Source organism: Pantoea sp. B566 (assembly GCF_024793925.1).
Lineage (GTDB): Bacteria > Pseudomonadota > Gammaproteobacteria > Enterobacterales > Enterobacteriaceae > Pantoea > Pantoea ananatis.
Genome location: NZ_JANUQL010000003.1, coordinates 1700807 through 1718332 on the forward strand (window position 1 = coordinate 1700807; position 17526 = coordinate 1718332).

16 protein-coding genes and 4 tRNA genes are annotated in these 17526 nt (G+C 52.1%); 2 read left to right on the plus strand and 18 right to left on the minus strand.

What is annotated here, in order from left to right:
• Nucleotides 1-15 precede the first annotated feature (15 nt).
• On the minus strand, nt 16-264 hold the full coding sequence (gene rpsP / locus NYE92_RS09495) for a 30S ribosomal protein S16 (RefSeq protein WP_007893313.1): 249 nt from the start codon (nt 262-264) through the stop codon (nt 16-18).
• Nucleotides 265-406: 142 nt separating this feature from the next.
• A complete protein-coding gene (gene ffh / locus NYE92_RS09500; RefSeq protein ID WP_013026896.1) occupies nt 407-1768 on the minus strand; it encodes a signal recognition particle protein in 1362 nt (453 codons plus the stop codon).
• A 189-nt stretch (nt 1769-1957) separates the two neighbouring features.
• Here ffh and NYE92_RS09505 point away from each other — a divergent pair, with 189 nt between their 5' ends.
• Nucleotides 1958-2755 (plus strand): inner membrane protein YpjD, encoded by a 798-nt coding sequence (locus NYE92_RS09505; RefSeq protein ID WP_013026897.1) that lies wholly within the window; start codon nt 1958-1960, stop codon nt 2753-2755.
• A gap of 17 nt (nt 2756-2772) precedes the next feature.
• Nucleotides 2773-4059 carry an HlyC/CorC family transporter gene (locus NYE92_RS09510; protein WP_013026898.1) on the plus strand — a complete coding sequence of 429 codons (1287 nt, stop codon included), beginning with the start codon at nt 2773-2775 and terminating at the stop codon, nt 4057-4059.
• Nucleotides 4060-4240: 181 nt separating this feature from the next.
• Here the strand turns inward: NYE92_RS09510 and luxS are convergent, their stop codons facing one another.
• From luxS to mltB, 16 genes are all read right to left on the minus strand, one after another.
• The gene (gene luxS, locus NYE92_RS09515; RefSeq protein WP_013026899.1) at nt 4241-4756 is read right to left on the minus strand and encodes an S-ribosylhomocysteine lyase; all 516 of its coding nucleotides are present in this window, start codon (nt 4754-4756) and stop codon (nt 4241-4243) included.
• A gap of 151 nt (nt 4757-4907) precedes the next feature.
• Complete coding sequence (gshA, locus tag NYE92_RS09520; protein WP_014594418.1) at nt 4908-6512, minus strand: glutamate--cysteine ligase; 1605 nt, start codon at nt 6510-6512, stop codon at nt 4908-4910.
• Between the two features lie 31 nt (nt 6513-6543).
• The gene (locus tag NYE92_RS09525) at nt 6544-6972 is read right to left on the minus strand and encodes a YqaA family protein (protein ID WP_259018896.1); all 429 of its coding nucleotides are present in this window, start codon (nt 6970-6972) and stop codon (nt 6544-6546) included.
• The gene (yqaB, locus tag NYE92_RS09530; RefSeq protein ID WP_024471530.1) at nt 6969-7535 is read right to left on the minus strand and encodes a fructose-1-phosphate/6-phosphogluconate phosphatase; all 567 of its coding nucleotides are present in this window, start codon (nt 7533-7535) and stop codon (nt 6969-6971) included. Before yqaB ends, NYE92_RS09525 begins: the two co-directional genes overlap by 4 nt.
• A gap of 881 nt (nt 7536-8416) precedes the next feature.
• A tRNA-Arg gene (locus tag NYE92_RS09535) sits at nt 8417-8493 on the minus strand.
• A gap of 189 nt (nt 8494-8682) precedes the next feature.
• Nucleotides 8683-8759: transfer RNA gene (locus NYE92_RS09540), tRNA-Arg, on the minus strand.
• 134 nt (nt 8760-8893) lie between these two features.
• Nucleotides 8894-8970: transfer RNA gene (locus tag NYE92_RS09545), tRNA-Arg, on the minus strand.
• Between the two features lie 8 nt (nt 8971-8978).
• A tRNA-Ser gene (locus tag NYE92_RS09550) sits at nt 8979-9071 on the minus strand.
• A gap of 283 nt (nt 9072-9354) precedes the next feature.
• The gene (gene csrA, locus NYE92_RS09555; protein ID WP_006120718.1) at nt 9355-9540 is read right to left on the minus strand and encodes a carbon storage regulator CsrA; all 186 of its coding nucleotides are present in this window, start codon (nt 9538-9540) and stop codon (nt 9355-9357) included.
• Nucleotides 9541-9790: 250 nt separating this feature from the next.
• Nucleotides 9791-12418 (minus strand): alanine--tRNA ligase, encoded by a 2628-nt coding sequence (alaS, locus tag NYE92_RS09560; protein ID WP_259018898.1) that lies wholly within the window; start codon nt 12416-12418, stop codon nt 9791-9793.
• A gap of 131 nt (nt 12419-12549) precedes the next feature.
• Entirely contained in the window at nt 12550-13062 is a 513-nt protein-coding gene (locus NYE92_RS09565) for a regulatory protein RecX (protein WP_014594422.1), read from the minus strand.
• A gap of 113 nt (nt 13063-13175) precedes the next feature.
• A complete protein-coding gene (gene recA, locus NYE92_RS09570) occupies nt 13176-14246 on the minus strand; it encodes a recombinase RecA (RefSeq protein WP_014594423.1) in 1071 nt (356 codons plus the stop codon).
• A gap of 95 nt (nt 14247-14341) precedes the next feature.
• Entirely contained in the window at nt 14342-14836 is a 495-nt protein-coding gene (gene pncC / locus NYE92_RS09575) for a nicotinamide-nucleotide amidase (RefSeq protein WP_072138252.1), read from the minus strand.
• 100 nt (nt 14837-14936) lie between these two features.
• Complete coding sequence (gene tam / locus NYE92_RS09580) at nt 14937-15713, minus strand: trans-aconitate 2-methyltransferase (protein ID WP_014594424.1); 777 nt, start codon at nt 15711-15713, stop codon at nt 14937-14939.
• Between the two features lie 183 nt (nt 15714-15896).
• Nucleotides 15897-16232 carry a zinc ribbon domain-containing protein YjdM gene (locus NYE92_RS09585; protein WP_014605175.1) on the minus strand — a complete coding sequence of 112 codons (336 nt, stop codon included), beginning with the start codon at nt 16230-16232 and terminating at the stop codon, nt 15897-15899.
• Nucleotides 16233-16307: 75 nt separating this feature from the next.
• Nucleotides 16308-17390, minus strand: a complete 1083-nt coding sequence (gene mltB, locus NYE92_RS09590; RefSeq protein ID WP_259018899.1) for a lytic murein transglycosylase B — start codon at nt 17388-17390, stop codon at nt 16308-16310.
• Nucleotides 17391-17526 lie beyond the last annotated feature (136 nt).

Consider the following 17526-nt stretch of genomic DNA (forward strand, 5'->3'; position numbering starts at 1 on the left):
CACCACCGTGACAGATTAAGCTGCTTTCTTTGCTTCTTTGATCAGCGCGTTAACGCGATCAGAAAGCGTTGCGCCCTGGCCAACCCAGTGCTCGATACGATCCAGATCCAGACGCAGACCTTCTGCCTGACCAGATGCGATCGGGTTGAAGAAACCTACGCGCTCGATGAAGCGACCGTTGCGTGCATTGCGGCTGTCAGTGACGACGACCTGATAGAACGGACGCTTTTTAGCGCCGTGACGTGCCAAACGAATTGTTACCATAACATCCTCTTCAGTTAATAAAACACCCGGCCCCCATCGAGGAACGGGGTCCGGGTGCTGTATAAAAAGCCCGAAAATTTTACTCATTTTGGCGCAAAAAGCAACCTAAACCGAGTAATCCCAGGCTTTTTTGTGGAACCCATTAGCGTCCTGGGAAACCTGGCGGCATCATACCTTTCATGCCGCGCATCATTTTCGCCATTCCGCCCTTCTTCATTTTCTTCATCATCCGCTGCATGTCGTCGAACTGCTTTAATAAGCGGTTAACGTCCTGCACCTGCATGCCCGAGCCGGTAGCGATGCGGCGCTTGCGCGAACCTTTGATAATTTCTGGTTTTTCACGCTCTTTGCGTGTCATCGAATTGATGATGGCTTCCATGCGCACCAGCACTTTATCATCCATCTGCGATTTCACGTTGTCTGGCAGTTGCCCCATGCCCGGCAGCTTGCCCATCAGGCTCGCCATACCGCCCATGTTACGCATCTGCTTTAACTGCTCAAGGAAGTCATTGAGATCAAAACCGTCGCCGGTTTTCAGTTTCTTCGCCAGTTTTTCCGCTTGCGCGCGGTCAACTTTACTTTCGATATCTTCAATAAGCGACAGCACGTCGCCCATGCCAAGAATGCGCGAGGCAATGCGGTCAGGATAAAAGGCTTCCAGCGCATCGGTCTTCTCGCCCATCCCCATAAATTTGATCGGCTTGCCGGTGATATGGCGAATAGACAGGGCAGCACCACCGCGTGCATCGCCATCCACCTTCGTCAGAATAACCCCTGTCAGCGGCAGCGCTTCATTAAAGGCTTTGGCGGTATTCGCCGCATCCTGACCGGTCATGGCATCCACGACAAACAGGGTTTCTACCGGATTAATTGCGGCGTGAACCTGTTTAATCTCGTCCATCATCGCTTCGTCTACGTGCAGACGACCCGCGGTATCGACCAGCAATACGTCATAAAACTTGAGTTTGGCTTCACGCAGCGCGTTGTTGACGATATCAACGGGCTTCTGGCTCAGATCCGAGGGGCAAAAATCCACACCGACCTGCTGTGCCAGTGTCTCAAGCTGTTTGATCGCCGCCGGGCGATAAACGTCAGCAGATACCACCAGCACTTTTTTCTTGTGCTTTTCACGCAGAAATTTACCCAGCTTACCGACACTGGTGGTTTTACCCGCACCCTGCAGACCGGCCATCAGCACAACGGCCGGCGGCTGTGCGGCAAGATCCAGCGCGTTGTTTTCTGCGCCCATCGCCGTAACCAGTTCGTTACGGACAATTTTGATAAATTCCTGGCCCGGCGTCAGGCTTTTGTTGACGTCGTGGCCTACCGCGCTCTCTTTGACGCGATTAATGAAGTCACGCACCACCGGCAGCGCAACGTCAGCTTCCAGCAGCGCCATGCGCACTTCGCGCAGCGTATCTTTAATGTTGTCTTCAGTCAGCCTTCCGCGGCCGCTGATATTGCGCAGAGTTTGCGACAAACGATCGGTTAAATTGTCAAACATTGTCTCTCACTTAAAAAAAATCGCGAGGCACCATACCGGCAGAATGCGGCGGATTATAACACGAAGCCGAGGCGATCTCTTCACTTCCACCTCAGTTCCTCTTCAATTCCACCTCAGATCGTTTGGAGCCTGCTGCGGCTGGCGCTATACTGCCCTTTTCCTTTATCTGACTGATGCCTGAAAGGAACTATGTCCGTTTTCGCGATTGTGGCGCTGTTCGCCTACTCCCTGAGTCTTGCACTCATCATCCCCAGCCTGTTGAAGCGTCAAAGCGGCTGGCGCAGGTTAGCTGTGCTGTCGGCCTGTGTGGCGTTAGTCACGCACGCTGTCGCCCTGCAGCAGCGTATCTTTGCCGTTGATGGCGGGCAAAATCTTAGCCTGTTGAATATCGGCTCTCTGGTCAGCCTGCTGATTTGTGCAATCATGACCATTGTTGCCTCCCGAAATCGTGGCTGGCTACTGCTGCCGATTGTTTACAGCTTTGCATTAATTAACCTGGCCTTTGCCACTTTTGTCCCGAATGCGTTTATTACGCACCTTGAAACCACGCCCGGCATCATGATTCATATCGGGCTGTCGCTGTTTGCCTATGCAACACTCATCATCGCGGCGTTGTACGCGTTGCAGCTTGCGTGGATTGATTACCAGCTTAAGAACAAAAAACTGGCTTTCACTCAGGACATGCCACCGCTGCTGACCATTGAACGTAAAATGTTTCACATCACCCAGGTTGGCGTTGTGTTACTGACGCTGGTGCTGTGTACCGGCCTGTTTTATATGCATGACCTGTTCAGCGCCGAAAACGTAGATAAGGCCGTGCTATCGATTATTGCCTGGTTTGTCTACATCGTTCTGCTCTGGGGCCACTATCATGAAGGCTGGCGTGGTCGCCGCGTAGTGTGGTTTAACTGCGGCGGCGCAGCGCTGCTCACGATGGCGTACTTTGGCAGTCGCGTACTGCAACACCTGCTCATTCACAGTTCTTAATAAAAGGAAGTTTTGCGGTGGAACATGTTTCGACCACGACGTTGATTGTCACACTCATCATTATGGTGTTGGTTTCAGCCTATTTTTCCGGCTCTGAAACCGGCATGATGACGCTCAATCGTTATAAACTGCGCCATCAGGCTAAACATGGCCATCGCGCAGCCCGCCGCGTCGAAAAATTGTTAAAGCGCCCGGATCGCCTCATCAGCCTGGTCCTTATCGGTAATAACCTGGTCAATATTCTGGCGTCCGCCATTGGTACTATTGTAGGGATGCGTTTGTATGGCGATGCCGGTGTCGCGATCGCGACCGGTATCCTGACATTTGTTGTACTGGTGTTTGCAGAAGTGCTGCCCAAAACGGTTGCTGCACTTTATCCAGAAAAAGTCGCTTACCCCAGTAGCTTTCTGCTCGGTCCGCTGCAATACATCATGCTGCCCCTGGTCTGGTTGCTTAACACCATTACCCGACTGCTGATGCGACTGGTGGGCATCCGGGCGGATGGTGCGATCAGTTCAGCGCTCAGCAAAGAAGAGTTGCGTACCATCGTTTACGAATCGCGTACGCACATGTCGCGCCGCAATCAGGATATGCTGTTATCTGTACTGGACCTTGAAAAGGTCAGTGTGGACGACATTATGGTGCCGCGTAACGAGATTGTTGGTATTAACATCAACGATGACTGGAAATCAGTCATCCGTCAGTTAAGCCATTCACCGCACGGCCGCATTGTCCTGTTCCGTGATTCGCTGGATGATTGTGTAGGGATGCTGCGGGTGCGCGAAGCCTGGCGCATGATGACCGAGAAAAAAGAGTTTACGAAAGAGATGCTGCTGCGTGCCGCCGATGAGATCTATTACATTCCCGAAGGCACGCCGCTCAACGTTCAGTTGGTGAAATTTCAGCGCAACAAGAAAAAGACCGGTCTGGTCGTGGATGAGTACGGCGATATCAAAGGCCTGATTTCGATAGAGGACATTCTGGAGGAGATTGTGGGTGATTTCACGACCTCAATGTCTCCGTCGCTGGCTGAAGAAGTGATGCCGCAAAATGATGGCTCCGTGCTGATTGAAGGTAGCGCGAATATTCGTGAGATCAATAAAGCCTTCAACTGGCAACTGCCTGAGCAGGAAGCGCGTACCATCAACGGTATGTTACTGGAAGCACTGGAAGAGATTCCAACAGTGAACACGCGCGTTCAGGTGAATCACTATGATGTTGATATTCTGGATGTGCAGGACAATATGATTAAGCAGGTTCGCATCACACCACAGACACCGCTCAAGCAATCCGTAGGATCCTGATGCTCATAAAAAACTGCACCTTACTCAGTTGGGTGTCCAACTTTTTGGGTGCAGTTCATTGCAAGGCGGTTTTTTTCGCCTGACCCGCAGGTTTTTGAAAAGCCCGCCGTCGTCATGCAGGCGCTGTTATAAAAAACGCCGCTCATGTGCGGCGTTTTACTGTCCGGACTAACCTAACTGACTAGATGTGCAGCTCTTTCAGTTTTTCGGCAGGCAGTTTCAGATCGTCATTGTGGTTAACACCGATCTCCTGCGCCAGCACGTTGCGGGCAATTTGCTGAGCTTCATCCAGAGAATGCAGTTTATAGCTGCCACACTGATATTCGTTCAGCTCTGGAATCTGGTTCTGATCTTTCACCTTCAGCACGTCTTCCATCGCGCCTTTCCAGGCTTGTGCCACACGTTGCTCGTCTGGTGTACCAATCAGGCTCATGTAGAAGCCTGTGCGGCAACCCATAGGTGAAATATCAACAATCTCTACGCCGTTACCGTTGAGATGGTTACGCATAAAGCCCGCAAACAAATGCTCAAGCGTGTGGATCCCACGTTCAGTCAGAATGTCGATATTGGGGCGACAAAAACGCAGGTCAAAAACAGTAATCGTATCGCCATGGGGAGTCTTCATGGTTTTTGCTACACGCACTGCGGGCGCGGCCATGATGGTGTGATCAACAGTAAAACTATCCAGTAATGGCATACGTCACCTCTTGGTCTGAAAAATTTTTTGAGAACGATGAAACTTTTCCGATCGCCCAGCGTCTGAATATATGAAAGACGCGCATTTGTTATCATCCATCCCTGACAACAGAGATGTTAATTTGGCCACATTGATGTGGCCTTTTTCTTTTCTACCCTTCCCGGCCAGCCAGATAGGTTTCAAAATCTAACGTATCATTCGCTTCAAGCTGCTGCTGCGCGGCAACGGACGCCTGTGCCTGACGCGCAAAGTCTTCCGGCTTGAGCACTTCCAGTGGCTCGTTAACCAGCAACTGCTGATACTGCTCTGCCAGAGCGATGCCCGTTCCCGTCACGCCGCTTTCTTTCATGGCTTTAAGAATACGCGCCGAATAGGTTAGCTCAGGATCGTCGAAGGATGCTACCAGTTCGTCACAGACTTGCTGATATTCTGTTGTGCCTTGATTGCTGTCCAGCGCTTCCGCAACGCGGCGCAAATCAGCAAACAGTGTCTTGCCGACCTCGACCAGTGAATACTCTGCTTCACCGCAGCCGACTGCAATTTTCAGATCGGGTTTGCGCCCTTCCAGCACCACGCGATTCCAGTTCTGCCGACTGCACTGCAATTCATCAGAGCTCATCTCTGGCGCATCTGCCAGCGTGCACCAAATCAGGAACAGATCCAGGAACCGCACCTGGTTTTCATCCACCCCGATGGGCGAGAAAGGGTTAATGTCCATTGAGCGCACTTCGATGTACTCAATGCCGCCACGTTGCAGGGCATCGGAAGGCGCTTCACCGGATCGGGTAACGCGCTTGGGACGAATCGGCGCATAGAGCTCATTCTCAATCTGCAGGACGTTGGTGTTCAGCTGCAACCAGTTTCCGTCTGCATCCCGCGTGCCCATCTTCACGAAGTCTTCAGAAGGCGTTTTAATCGCTTTTTTCAGGGCGCTGACATAACCCTCAAGAGAGTTAAAGGTAATACCCAGCGAGCTCTGCGACTTATTGGTATAGCCCAGGTCACTCAGACGCAGCGAAGTGGCATAGGGGAGCCAGAGCGTACCTTTATTATCGGTGTCAAACGGCAGTGCGCTCTCGCTGCCCTGCAGGAAACTGGAACAAATTGCAGGCGATGCGCCAAACAGATAAGGGATGATCCAGCCAAAACGATAGTAGTTGCGGATCAGCCGCAGATAACCGGCAGATATGGTTTCTTTACCGCTTTCATAATCTTTTACGTCCGCCCAGGCCTGCCAGAAGGACAACGGCAGCGAGAAGTTGTAATGGATACCGGAGATGGTTTGCATCAACGCACCATAGCGGTTCTTTAATCCCTGACGGTAAAGGGTTTTCATACGACCGATATTGGATTTGCCGTATTGTGCCAGCGTAATTTTATCCGCATCTTCAATCAGGCAAGGCATGCTGAAAGGCCACATGCGCTCTTCACCGAGTTCGCGGGCAACATGACGATGAACGTCACGCAAAAACGCCAGCATGTGATCGATGCTGTGATCAACCGGGGTAATAAACTCCAGCAGCGTTTCAGCAAAGTCGGTGGTGATCCAGTCATGCTTAAGCGCCGACCCCAGTGACTCTGGATGCGCGGTCGTCGCAAGATGACCATCTGGCTGCACACGCAGCGTTTCACGTTCAATACCACGGCCAATGCCTTTAAGTGCATCAGGATGCGCTTCCAGCCAGGATAACGCTTTTGATACGTCGGGGATCACATTAACCTCCCGCTGTGTGAATAATTTATTTTTGTTCAGCATAGTGTTAACCCTAGCCCCGAATCAGTACGAATCAATGCCACCATTCCATGCCCTGTAATGTGGCGTTCGCAATAACGATATAACGCAGCGTTTTACCGATAGCCAGAAACAGTATTGAGGGCAACCAGCCAAAGCGTAACCAACCTGCAAGAATGCAGAGCAGATCGCCTACAACCGGTAGCCAACTTAACAACAGTGCTGCCGGCCCCAGCCGTTGCAACCACGTCATCGCTGTCTCATGCCATCGCCCCTGACGTTTTAACGGCAATAAGCGACCCAAAATTATGTTGGTCAAGCCACCCAGGGTATTCCCTAACGATGCGACTAAAATCAACCCATAGACTGATGCGCTTTTCGCGATCAGTAGTGCAACTAACAGCGCCTCTGAGCTACCCGGAAGTAACGTCGCACTGAGAAAGCTGCTACTCAATAAAGACACATAAGCCAGTGTTTCGCTCACAGCAGGCGAACATCAACCACGGCCATTCCTGCGGCCTTCGCTGCCTGCACGCCAAAATCAGCGTCTTCGAACACCACACAGCGCTCTGGTGCGATGCCCATCAGCGCAGCACAGCGTAGAAAGGTATCGGGCTCAGGCTTGTGACGCTGCACGTCATCGGCCCCCACCACAGCAGAAAAGAGATCTCTGACACCCAACTGGCTGAGCAGCGCATCAGCCATAGCGTGCTCACTACCTGTACCCACAGCCAAAGGGCGGCGACCATAGTACGCCTTGACGACCTCCATGAGCGGAAGCGGCTGCACGTTATCCAGCAGCATCGCTTTTACCGCTGCCGTTTTTTCAGCGGCGAGCAAATAAGGATCGCGATCTGAATTATTGGTTTCAATAATGAACTTCGCCAGTTGCCATGAGGGCGCACCGTTGAACGCCGTTACGCGCGCTTCATCGAACGCCAGGCCATAGCGTGACAGCACCTGACGCCACGCTTTTCGATGTGTCGGTTCAGTATCAAGAATAGTACCGTCCATATCGAAAATCAGGGCGTCGTATTGATCGTAGATTGTCACTGAGGACCTCCAACAAATGAGCCATTACTTTAGCTGAATGTGCGTAGGTTGTCGCCAGGCGGGATGAACAGCAAATGCTTTGAAAGCATTAGCTATTTTAGTTTTCAGATAAAGGTGATCGGGTTGGAAAGCCTGTAAGGTCGCGAATTCCCTGTGATTTTAGCAGCGATGCAGAAGGTAAGCGCTATGCCAGGAATGTTATCAAGGATTAACAATGTTCAGCAGAAAATGTATCACCACAATCAATGTGATTCTGGCACAAGATCGCGACTACGCTCACGCCTAAAGCCCGGACGCGTTCAGGCCGCATAAACCGAAGCTTGCGCGACACAGGTGAGGTTTGAGGGCATTCAGGTGAGGCGTTCTCAGATCGTCTGAGTAAACAGAGAGAACGAACAGTGTTGTCCTGCGCCTGATAACACGATGGCTTCACAGGTCATATGCGGGGGATTTCGGCCAGAAGATTCGCAAGACAGTGCCTGCGTAAGGATGACTCGGCTGACGCCTCGCCCTTCGGGTCGCTGCTGAAGCAATGCTATCCTTCCTGGTGTTCGCTGTGATGACACCTGATTATGGCGGAGAGGTTTCGCTTTAGCACTACAGAATATGGTGCATCCGGGAGGATGACTCGGCTGACGCCTCGCCCTTCGGGCCGTTGCTGAAGCAACGTTATCCTCCCTGGTGTTCGCTGTGATGACACCGGACTATGGCAGAGAGGTTTCGCTTTAGCACTACAGAATATGGTGCATCCGGGAGGATGACTCGGCTGACGCCTCGCCCTTCGGGTCGTTGCTGAAGCAACGCTATCCTCCCTGGCGCTCGCTGTGATGACACCGGAGCATGACAGAGAGGTTTCGCTTGAACATTGCAGAATATGGTGCATCCGGGAGGATTCGAACCTCCGACCGCTCGGTTCGTAGCCGAGTACTCTATCCAGCTGAGCTACGGATGCATAGATAATCTTTTATGGACTGGCAGAAATCAACCTGGGGGTAATACGAAGAATGGTGCATCCGGGAGGATTATTCGGCTGACGCCTCGCCCTTCGGGCCGTTGCTGAAGCAACGTTATCCTCCCTGGCTCTGCCTGACAAATCGACGATGTCTTACAGACCAGGAATACACGTCCATACCGAAAAGTATGGTGCATCCGGGAGGATTCGAACCTCCGACCGCTCGGTTCGTAGCCGAGTACTCTATCCAGCTGAGCTACGGATGCATTATGAAATTCTTGTACAACGCAGGGTGCTAACGACTCACCATGAAGGAATTGCTAGTTCACTTTACAACTCTGTTCCGACAATGTTTTCTGCGGCGCTTCGCCTGACATCAACATATCCATATTCAACGATATGGTGCATCCGGGAGGATTCGAACCTCCGACCGCTCGGTTCGTAGCCGAGTACTCTATCCAGCTGAGCTACGGATGCATCGGAAATGGCGGTGAGGGAGGGATTCGAACCCTCGATACAGCTTTTGACCGTATACTCCCTTAGCAGGGGAGCGCCTTCAGCCTCTCGGCCACCTCACCTTACGCGTTCTTCCGAACTGCGCTTCTGAACTTGTTTCTGCTCATCGGCACTGCGTGGCGCACATATTACTTTCCCGCACTTATAAGTCAAACAATTTTTCGGAAGGTTTTTTCCGTTTGCACAAATGACAGGCAATTGGGACAAAATGACCGCAAAAAGAGTGAATAATCAACAATCAAAGATGATGAAGTTAACAAAAATGGTAGATAACGAGGAAAAAGAAAAGGCGAGACGGTGGGAACAAAGGGTAGCGTCTCGCACAGGTGCGAGACGCTGAATCTGTCAAACGTTGGTTTGTTGCGTTTTTTCGGCCTGGATGCGCTGATAAATCTCTTCGCGATGCACAGACACTTCTTTTGGTGCGTTAACACCAATGCGGACCTGGTTACCTTTGACGCCCAGTACCGTTACAGTCACCTCATCACCGATCATGAGGGTTTCACCAACTCGACGAGTTAGAATAAGCATTCTTTGCTCCTTGAAAGATTAAAAGAGTCGGGCTTGATAAAGCTTCCCGGCGTTATCCATCACTTAACGCTGTACACAGGCTATGAGAAATACACCATTGCACATCAACGCGCCAATACATTCTGCTGATAAATAGTTTAGCCGAAATACGCTACATCAACCCGACTTTGTCACTAGCAAATTTAACATCGTATTAAAAAGCGCCGGAACATCAGTTCTGGCGCTTGCTACGATGAATTATTTTATTTCATTACAGACGGCTCGAAACCCATCCTTCAACACCTGCCAGCGCACCTTTCAGTGCAGTAGCATCACTGCCACCTGCCTGCGCCATGTCCGGTCTGCCACCGCCCTTACCACCCACTTTAGGCGCAAGTTCGGCGATGAGCTCCCCAGCCTTAACACGGTCGGTTAAATCTTTCGTTACGCCAGCAATCAGTGACACTTTGCCATCTGCTACCGTAGCCAGCACGATAATCGCCGAACCCAGCTGGTTTTTCAGATCATCCACCATGGTCCTCAGCATTTTCGGATCGGTGTTGCTGAGCTTAGTCACCAGCAGCTTAACGCCTTTGACGTCGACCGCATGATTGCCCAGCTGCGCACTTTCCTGCGCCGCCTGCTGATCGCGTAACTGCTGTAACTCTTTCTCCAGCGAACGCAGATGATCAACCAGCCCGCGCACTTTTTCATTCAGGTTACTGCTGTTGGCTTTCACCAGTTGGGCAATATCCTGTAGCTGGCTACTCTGCGCATAAACCTGTGCCAGAGCCGCCTCGCCTGTGATCGCCTCAATACGGCGAATCCCTGCGGCAGTACCGGACTCGGCCTGAATGCGGAACAGGCCGATATCACCGGTTCGCGCAGCGTGCGTTCCGCCACACAGCTCAACCGAGAAATCCCCCATGGTCAGAACGCGAACCTGCTGATCGTATTTTTCACCGAACAGGGCCATCGCGCCTTTGGCTTTCGCCGCCTCAAGATCCATGACACGGGTTTCAACAGGCAAATTGCGACGGATCTGTGCGTTAACAATATCTTCGACCTGACGAATCTCCTGAGGTTTCATGGCCTCAAAATGTGAGAAGTCAAAACGCAAATATTTGTCGTTAACCAACGAGCCCTTCTGAGCAACATGTTCACCTAAAACCTGACGCAATGCAGCATGCAACAGATGCGTTGCGGAGTGATTCAGACGAATACGAGCCCTGCGCGCCTCATCAACCACCGCCTCAAGACGATCGCCAACGCGTAATTGTCCGCTGCTGAGTTTGCCAATATGACCAATCGCCTGACCATATTTTTGCGTATCCTGTACGCTAAACAGCGCGTTATTGCCTTTCAGCTCGCCTGTGTCGCCCACCTGACCGCCAGACTCGCCATAAAATGGCGTTTCATCCAGCACAATCACCGCGTCCTGACCGGCAGACAGGGCGTCAACGGCTTCACCGTTCACGAACAGCCCCTTGACGGTCGCCGTCAGATCCAACTGCTCATAGCCTTTAAACGACGAAGCTGCGTCGATAAGAATCACATTGCTGTAGTCTGCGCCGAAGCCGCTGGCTTCACGTGCGCGCTGACGCTGCTGTTCCATCGCCTTTTCAAAACCGGCTTCATCGATTTTGAGGTTACGTTCACGGCAAACGTCAGCCGTTAAATCGGCAGGGAATCCGAAGGTATCGTATAAGCGGAAGACGGTTTCGCCATCCAGTGTATCACCCTGCAGTTTTGCCAGTTCCTCGTCCAGAAGTGCCAGGCCACGTTCAAGCGTTTTAGCAAACTGCTCTTCTTCACTTTTCAGAACGTTCTCAACCTGTGCCTGCTGACGCTGTAACTCTTCGCCTGCCGCGCCCATGACCTGAATCAGTGGTGCAACCAGCTTGTAGAAGAATGCGTCTTTAGCACCCAGCATATTGCCGTGACGCACGGCGCGGCGAATGATGCGACGCAGGACATAGCCACGGTTTTCATTCGACGGAATGACGCCATCGGCAATCAGGAAGGCGCAGGAACGAATGTGATCGGCAATAACGCGCAGGGATTTATTATTCAGATCGGTCGCGCCGGTGACCTTCGCAACCGCTTCAATCAACGTCTGGAACAGGTCGATTTCGTAGTTTGAATTAACATGCTGCAGAACCGCAGTAATACGTTCCAGCCCCATCCCGGTATCCACAGAGGGCTTAGGTAATGGCAACATCGTGCCATCCGCCTGACGGTTAAACTGCATAAAGACGATGTTCCAGATCTCAATATAGCGATCGCCATCCTCTTCAGGGCTGCCCGGTGGTCCGCCCCAGATATGGTCGCCGTGATCGTAGAAAATTTCGCTGCAGGGACCGCAAGGCCCGGTATCACCCATCTGCCAGAAGTTATCTGACGCGTAGGCGCTGCCCTTGTTATCACCGATACGGATAATACGCTCACGGGGAACGCCAATATCGTTGGCCCAGATATCGTAAGCTTCGTCATCGGTTTCATACACGGTGACCCACAGGCGCTCTTTGGGCAGCTTAAACCACTGCTCGCCGGTCAGCAGTTCCCAGGCAAACGCAATAGCTTCTTTTTTGAAGTAGTCGCCAAAGCTGAAATTGCCCAGCATTTCAAAAAAGGTGTGGTGACGTGCGGTATAACCGACGTTTTCAAGATCGTTGTGTTTCCCACCGGCACGTACGCAGCGTTGTGACGTCGTTGCTCGCGTGTAGTCACGCTTTTCCTGACCCAGAAACACATCTTTGAACTGGTTCATTCCGGCGTTGGTAAACAGCAACGTCGGATCGTTGTTTGGTACCAGGGAGCTGCTTGCTACAACCTGATGTCCCTTACTATTGAAAAAGTCGAGAAACGCTTGACGGATCTCAGCAGTGCTCTTGCTCATATATATCCTGGAATCACGCTAACGAAAGGTCCTTCTTTATCAGGCGTACCGCATCGTTACGGCAGCAAGCATAAGGAACCAAAAGGGGTAAGATAAATATTCTTCGGAGGGAAGTAAAATCACATCGACTTTTAGTCATCAAAATTTCTGAAAACCTGCTGAATATCCTCGCTCAGAAAGCCTTTGGCATGCAAAAAGCGCTGCACTTTGGCTTTTTCTTTCCATTCTGTCGGCAATGGGTGACCAAATTTTTTCTCGGCGAGTTCAGCCGCACAGGCCGACCAGTCAATATCGGTTTCTTCCATGGCGAGATCGATCGCATCACGGCTGATGCCCTTTTGTGCCAGCTCCAGCCTGATACGCTGTGAACCAAATCCCTTGCGGCTTCGGCTCTGAATAAATCGTGCGGTAAAGCGCTCGTCATTTAACCAGCCGTTTTCACCACACCAGTTCAGCACCTTTTCCATTAGCTCGGGCGTAATGATTTCAGGATCTTTTTGTTTCATCCACGCGCTACGCTGAGCGGACAGCTGGAGCTTTTGTTTAAGCTCTTCGCGGCTGTGGTCACGCTGGCCCAGCAGGCGCATCGCACGATCCAGCAGGCGTGAAAATGAGATGACTTGTGGCTGAGATTGTTCAGACATACTGCGCACCTTTTACGAACGGAGGGAGAGTATGGCGGGAGACAGGAACAGAGGAAAGGCACGTGAGGCGTTAATGTAAAACAGGAGCGGAAAATCCGCTCCTGCTTCAGGCTTTAATAATCTTCGTTGGCTTCGCTCGCCGCCTTCTCAACGTCGTTGCCTGCAACGTCCGCCGCGATATTTTGATCGCCACCGTTAAGCAGCATTTCACGCAGTTTGATATCAAGCTCGTCGGCCACCGCGGCATTTTCTTTGAGGAAGTTGCCCGCGTTTGCCTTGCCCTGACCGATCTTATCGCCTTTATAGCTGTACCATGCACCGGCTTTTTCAATCAGCTTGTGCTTCACGCCAAGATCCACCAGCTCACCGAAGGTGTTAATGCCTTCGCCGTACATGATCTGGAACTCAGCCTGTTTAAATGGCGCTGCAATTTTGTTCTTAACGACTTTAACGCGCGTTTCACTACCCACCACGTTGTCACCCTCTTTAATCGCACCGATACGGCGAATATCAAGGCGAACAGAAGCGTAGAACTTCAGCGCGTTACCACCGGTAGTGGTTTCCGGGTTACCGAACATCACACCAATCTTCATACGAATCTGGTTGATGAAGATCAGCAGCGTATTTGACTGCTTCAGGTTACCCGCCAGCTTACGCATTGCCTGGCTCATCATACGTGCCGCCAGGCCCATATGTGAGTCACCGATTTCACCTTCGATTTCGGCTTTTGGCGTCAGTGCAGCTACGGAGTCAACGATAATGACGTCAACGGCACCAGAGCGGGCCAGCGCATCACAAATTTCCAGGGCCTGCTCACCGGTATCCGGCTGTGAACACAGCAGATTGTCGATATCTACGCCCAGTTTCTTAGCATAGATGGGATCCAGTGCGTGCTCGGCATCGATAAAGGCACAGGTTTTGCCCTTACGCTGCGCGGCGGCAATAACCTGAAGTGTCAGTGTCGTTTTACCTGAGGCCTCTGGGCCGTAGATCTCAACGATACGTCCCATCGGTAAACCACCCGCACCTAATGCGATATCCAGTGACAGAGAACCCGTTGAAATGGTTTCCACATCCATTGAGCGGTCTTCACCCAAGCGCATGATGGAGCCTTTACCAAATTGCTTCTCAATCTGGCCGAGCGCGGCAGCTAAAGCCTTCTGTTTGTTTTCATCAATTGCCATTTCTACTCCTAATCATGCCGGGTAAACACGCACGCATGGTGCCTGTGCACTTTCTGTTGCGGGTAATTATACTGTATAGTCATACAGTATCAAGTTTAATTTTGCAGAAATTGACGGGATAACGTCTGGAGTGCCCAGCCAACTGACTGACGGCGCACGGCATCGCGATCGCCATCAAACTGCTGACGAAAAGCCATGACCACGCCACCCGGCGCCGCAAAGCCAAACCAGACCGTGCCTACCGGTTTGTCTTCACTGCCACCATCCGGGCCGGCAATACCGCTAACGGAAATAGCGTAATCGGCGCGCGCCCGCTGCTGTGCACCAAGGGCCATTTCACGCACTACCGCCTCGCTGACGGCGCCGTATTGCGCCAGTGACGCCGCGCTGACACCGACCAGTTCTTGTTTGGCATCGTTACTGTAGGTGACAAAGCCCCGTTCGAACCAGGCAGAGCTTCCGCTCACGTCAGTAAACACTTTTGCTATCCAGCCGCCCGTGCAGGATTCTGCACAAGTCACGGTAGCGTTACGCTGTTTAAGCGCCTCACCTGTCTGCGCACTCAGCGCGTGCAACTTCTGGTCATTCATTTTTCGCTCCCTGTCGCCGTTGAGTGAACATGGTGCATGCTCTGCGCTTTTTCAAGCACTCAGGGGCGCTTAGTCAACAAATTGCGCGTTACGCTCCAGTTTAGCCGTTGCGTGTCGCCACCATGAAAAGCCGGGGAAAAGCTAAGAGTACCTTGCCATCCTGACGGGCGGGATAGCCGGTAATAAGACACTGATGATAAGCAGCCAGAAACTGTTCCTGCTCAGAGACGTCCAGCGGCGCAAGGAAAGGACGCAGCCCGGTGGCCTTTAACCAGTGGATGATAGCCTGCGCATCGTCCATAACGTGATAGTAGGTGGTTCGCCAGATATCAACCGCGCAGCCTGCCTTTGTCAGCACGTCATAATAGTGTTCAGTTGAGGGTAATTTTTTGCGTTCCGCCGCCTGCGCGCTGATCTTGTCGCGCCAGGGGCCGGATGCGGCGACCTCACGCATTAACTGATGCGAAGGTTCTTCCAGATTATCGGGCATTTGAACCGCCAGCGCACCGGCAGGCGCCAGTTGACTGACTAACCGTGGTAACAGGGTGGGATGATCGCCAAGCCATTGCAGCGACGCGTTGGCATAAATCACCTGCTGCGGGATGTCGGTTGTCCAGTTGCCGATATCCGCCTGAATAAACTGGCACTGAGGCAAACGTTCCCGCGCCTGCGCGAGCATGGCGGCAGAACTGTCAAGCCCGATCACCTGCGCCTGCGGCCAGGCATCGTAAAGCAGTTCGGTGCTGTTCCCGGGGCCACAGCCCAGATCGGTAACGAACCGGACATCTTCAACCTCAATTCGTGCCAGTAATTCATGCGCAGGCCGCGTTCTTTCTGCCTCAAATTTACGATACAGCGCGGGATCCCAGTCTTGCATATTGCGTCTCCTCTCAGGGGTTAAAGATTCACAGAAGATGAGACGTATAAATAAACATAAAGTGCCCGACCAACAGCAAAATATGTCAGCGGCACGCAAACGGGCACGAGGTCTTTATAAGGGAAAAGTCCGGTCGGGCTGACAGGAATAAGATCGGGCGCAGCGAGCAGGCGCCCGGCAGAATCAGTTCTTTTTCACAAACTCAGATTTGAGCTTCATCGGACCAAATCCGTCGATCTTGCAATCAATATTGTGATCGCCTTCAACCAGCCGGATGCTCTTAACCCGGGTGCCTATTTTCAGCACAGACGAACTGCCTTTGACCTTCAGATCTTTAACGACCGTGACGCTGTCGCCATCGGCGAGTAAATTGCCGTTTGCATCACGAACGATCAAATCCTGACCGCTGTCATCCCCTTCAGCCTGAGTCCAGATATGACCACAGGACGGACAGTTAAGATTTTCAGCATCTTGCCAGGTGTAATCGGCATGGCAAACAGGGCAAGCAGGTAAAGACATAACGGCTCCAGAAAATGAGGACGGCACAGAATAAAGGGCCGTCATCATATATCCTTACAGTTGCTAAGGGTAGTTTTAAAACAGCGATCCCTGACGCGCCTTGCTGACCGCCTCTCCCAGTTGCCACACGGTCATCGCGTAATGCGTGCTGTTGTTGTAGCGGGTAATGGCATAGAAGTTAGGCAAGCCGTACCAGTACTGGTAGCTGGTGCCGAGATCCAGACGGAGCAGGCTGACCTCGTCATGGCCATCCAGCGAACCCTGTGGAGAAAGCCCCGATGCTGCCAGCGTGCTGACGTTGTAACGGGTTTTGAAACCGTTTTCGAGCATGGGTGCCTGACCACTGGCTGGCACGGCAACATTTTCACCCGGACGCCAGCCGTTCTGCTGGAAATAGTGTGCGACACTGCCTATCGCATCGACGGGATCCCACAAATTGATATGGCCGTCACCGTTAAAATCTACCGCATAAGCTTTGTAGGACGATGGCATGAACTGACCGTAGCCCATCGCGCCCGCAAAGGAGCCTTTAAGATCGAGCGGATCGTCCTTCTCATCACGCGCCATGAGCAGGAAGGTCTCCAGCTCACCGCTAAAGTAAGCAGCACGGCGCGGGTAATCAAATGAGAGCGTTGCCAGCGCGTCCAGAATGCGGGTTTTCCCCATGATGCGGCCCCAGCGCGTTTCCACGCCGATAATGCCAACAATAATCTCAGGCGGAACGCCGTAGACCTGCTGCGCACGCTGCAGTGCATCATGATATTGATTCCAGAACGCGACGCCATTTTGCACGTTATCCGGTGTGATAAATTTATTGCGATAGCGAATCCATGCGCCGTTAGGCCCACTCGGCGGTGTATAGGACGGTGCCTGACGATCCATTAAACGCAGGACGTAGTCCAGCCGCTTAGCCTGGCCAATAATGGCGTGCAGTTGCTCACGGTCGAAGCCGTGTTTCGCCACCATTTTGTCGATGAACTGTTCCGCAACAGGATTGCTGGCGAAGTCACCAAACATCGGCTGAACAGCATGAGACGGCTCCAGCAAAAAGCCACCTTTAGGCGCAACCAGTTCGGCGGGCGGCTGCGAAGAGTGTGGCTTACTGCTACAGGCAGCAAGCAGGGCAAAAAGCGGAAGGTAAGCAAGCTTAAAACGCATCAGATATCCATATAACAGGCCAGACCAGGGATTTTAATGTTAATCGTTCAACGCGGATACATACAAACGAGATCGTAAAAAAAACACTTTTTTTAACAATCAAACCGGCTGTTTTGTGAAATGCCTCTACTGCTTT

Coding starts and splice junctions, on each gene's coding strand:
- rpsP (WP_007893313.1), bottom strand. CDS start 264: ATGGTAACAATTCGTTTGGCACGTCACGGCGCTAAAAAGCGTCCGTTC.
- ffh (WP_013026896.1), bottom strand. CDS start 1,768: ATGTTTGACAATTTAACCGATCGTTTGTCGCAAACTCTGCGCAATATC.
- NYE92_RS09505 (WP_013026897.1), top strand. CDS start 1,958: ATGTCCGTTTTCGCGATTGTGGCGCTGTTCGCCTACTCCCTGAGTCTT.
- luxS (WP_013026899.1), bottom strand. CDS start 4,756: ATGCCATTACTGGATAGTTTTACTGTTGATCACACCATCATGGCCGCG.
- gshA (WP_014594418.1), bottom strand. CDS start 6,512: ATGCTGAACAAAAATAAATTATTCACACAGCGGGAGGTTAATGTGATC.
- csrA (WP_006120718.1), bottom strand. CDS start 9,540: ATGCTTATTCTAACTCGTCGAGTTGGTGAAACCCTCATGATCGGTGAT.
- alaS (WP_259018898.1), bottom strand. CDS start 12,418: ATGAGCAAGAGCACTGCTGAGATCCGTCAAGCGTTTCTCGACTTTTTC.
- NYE92_RS09565 (WP_014594422.1), bottom strand. CDS start 13,062: ATGTCTGAACAATCTCAGCCACAAGTCATCTCATTTTCACGCCTGCTG.
- recA (WP_014594423.1), bottom strand. CDS start 14,246: ATGGCAATTGATGAAAACAAACAGAAGGCTTTAGCTGCCGCGCTCGGC.
- pncC (WP_072138252.1), bottom strand. CDS start 14,836: ATGAATGACCAGAAGTTGCACGCGCTGAGTGCGCAGACAGGTGAGGCG.
- tam (WP_014594424.1), bottom strand. CDS start 15,713: ATGCAAGACTGGGATCCCGCGCTGTATCGTAAATTTGAGGCAGAAAGA.
- NYE92_RS09585 (WP_014605175.1), bottom strand. CDS start 16,232: ATGTCTTTACCTGCTTGCCCTGTTTGCCATGCCGATTACACCTGGCAA.
- mltB (WP_259018899.1), bottom strand. CDS start 17,390: ATGCGTTTTAAGCTTGCTTACCTTCCGCTTTTTGCCCTGCTTGCTGCC.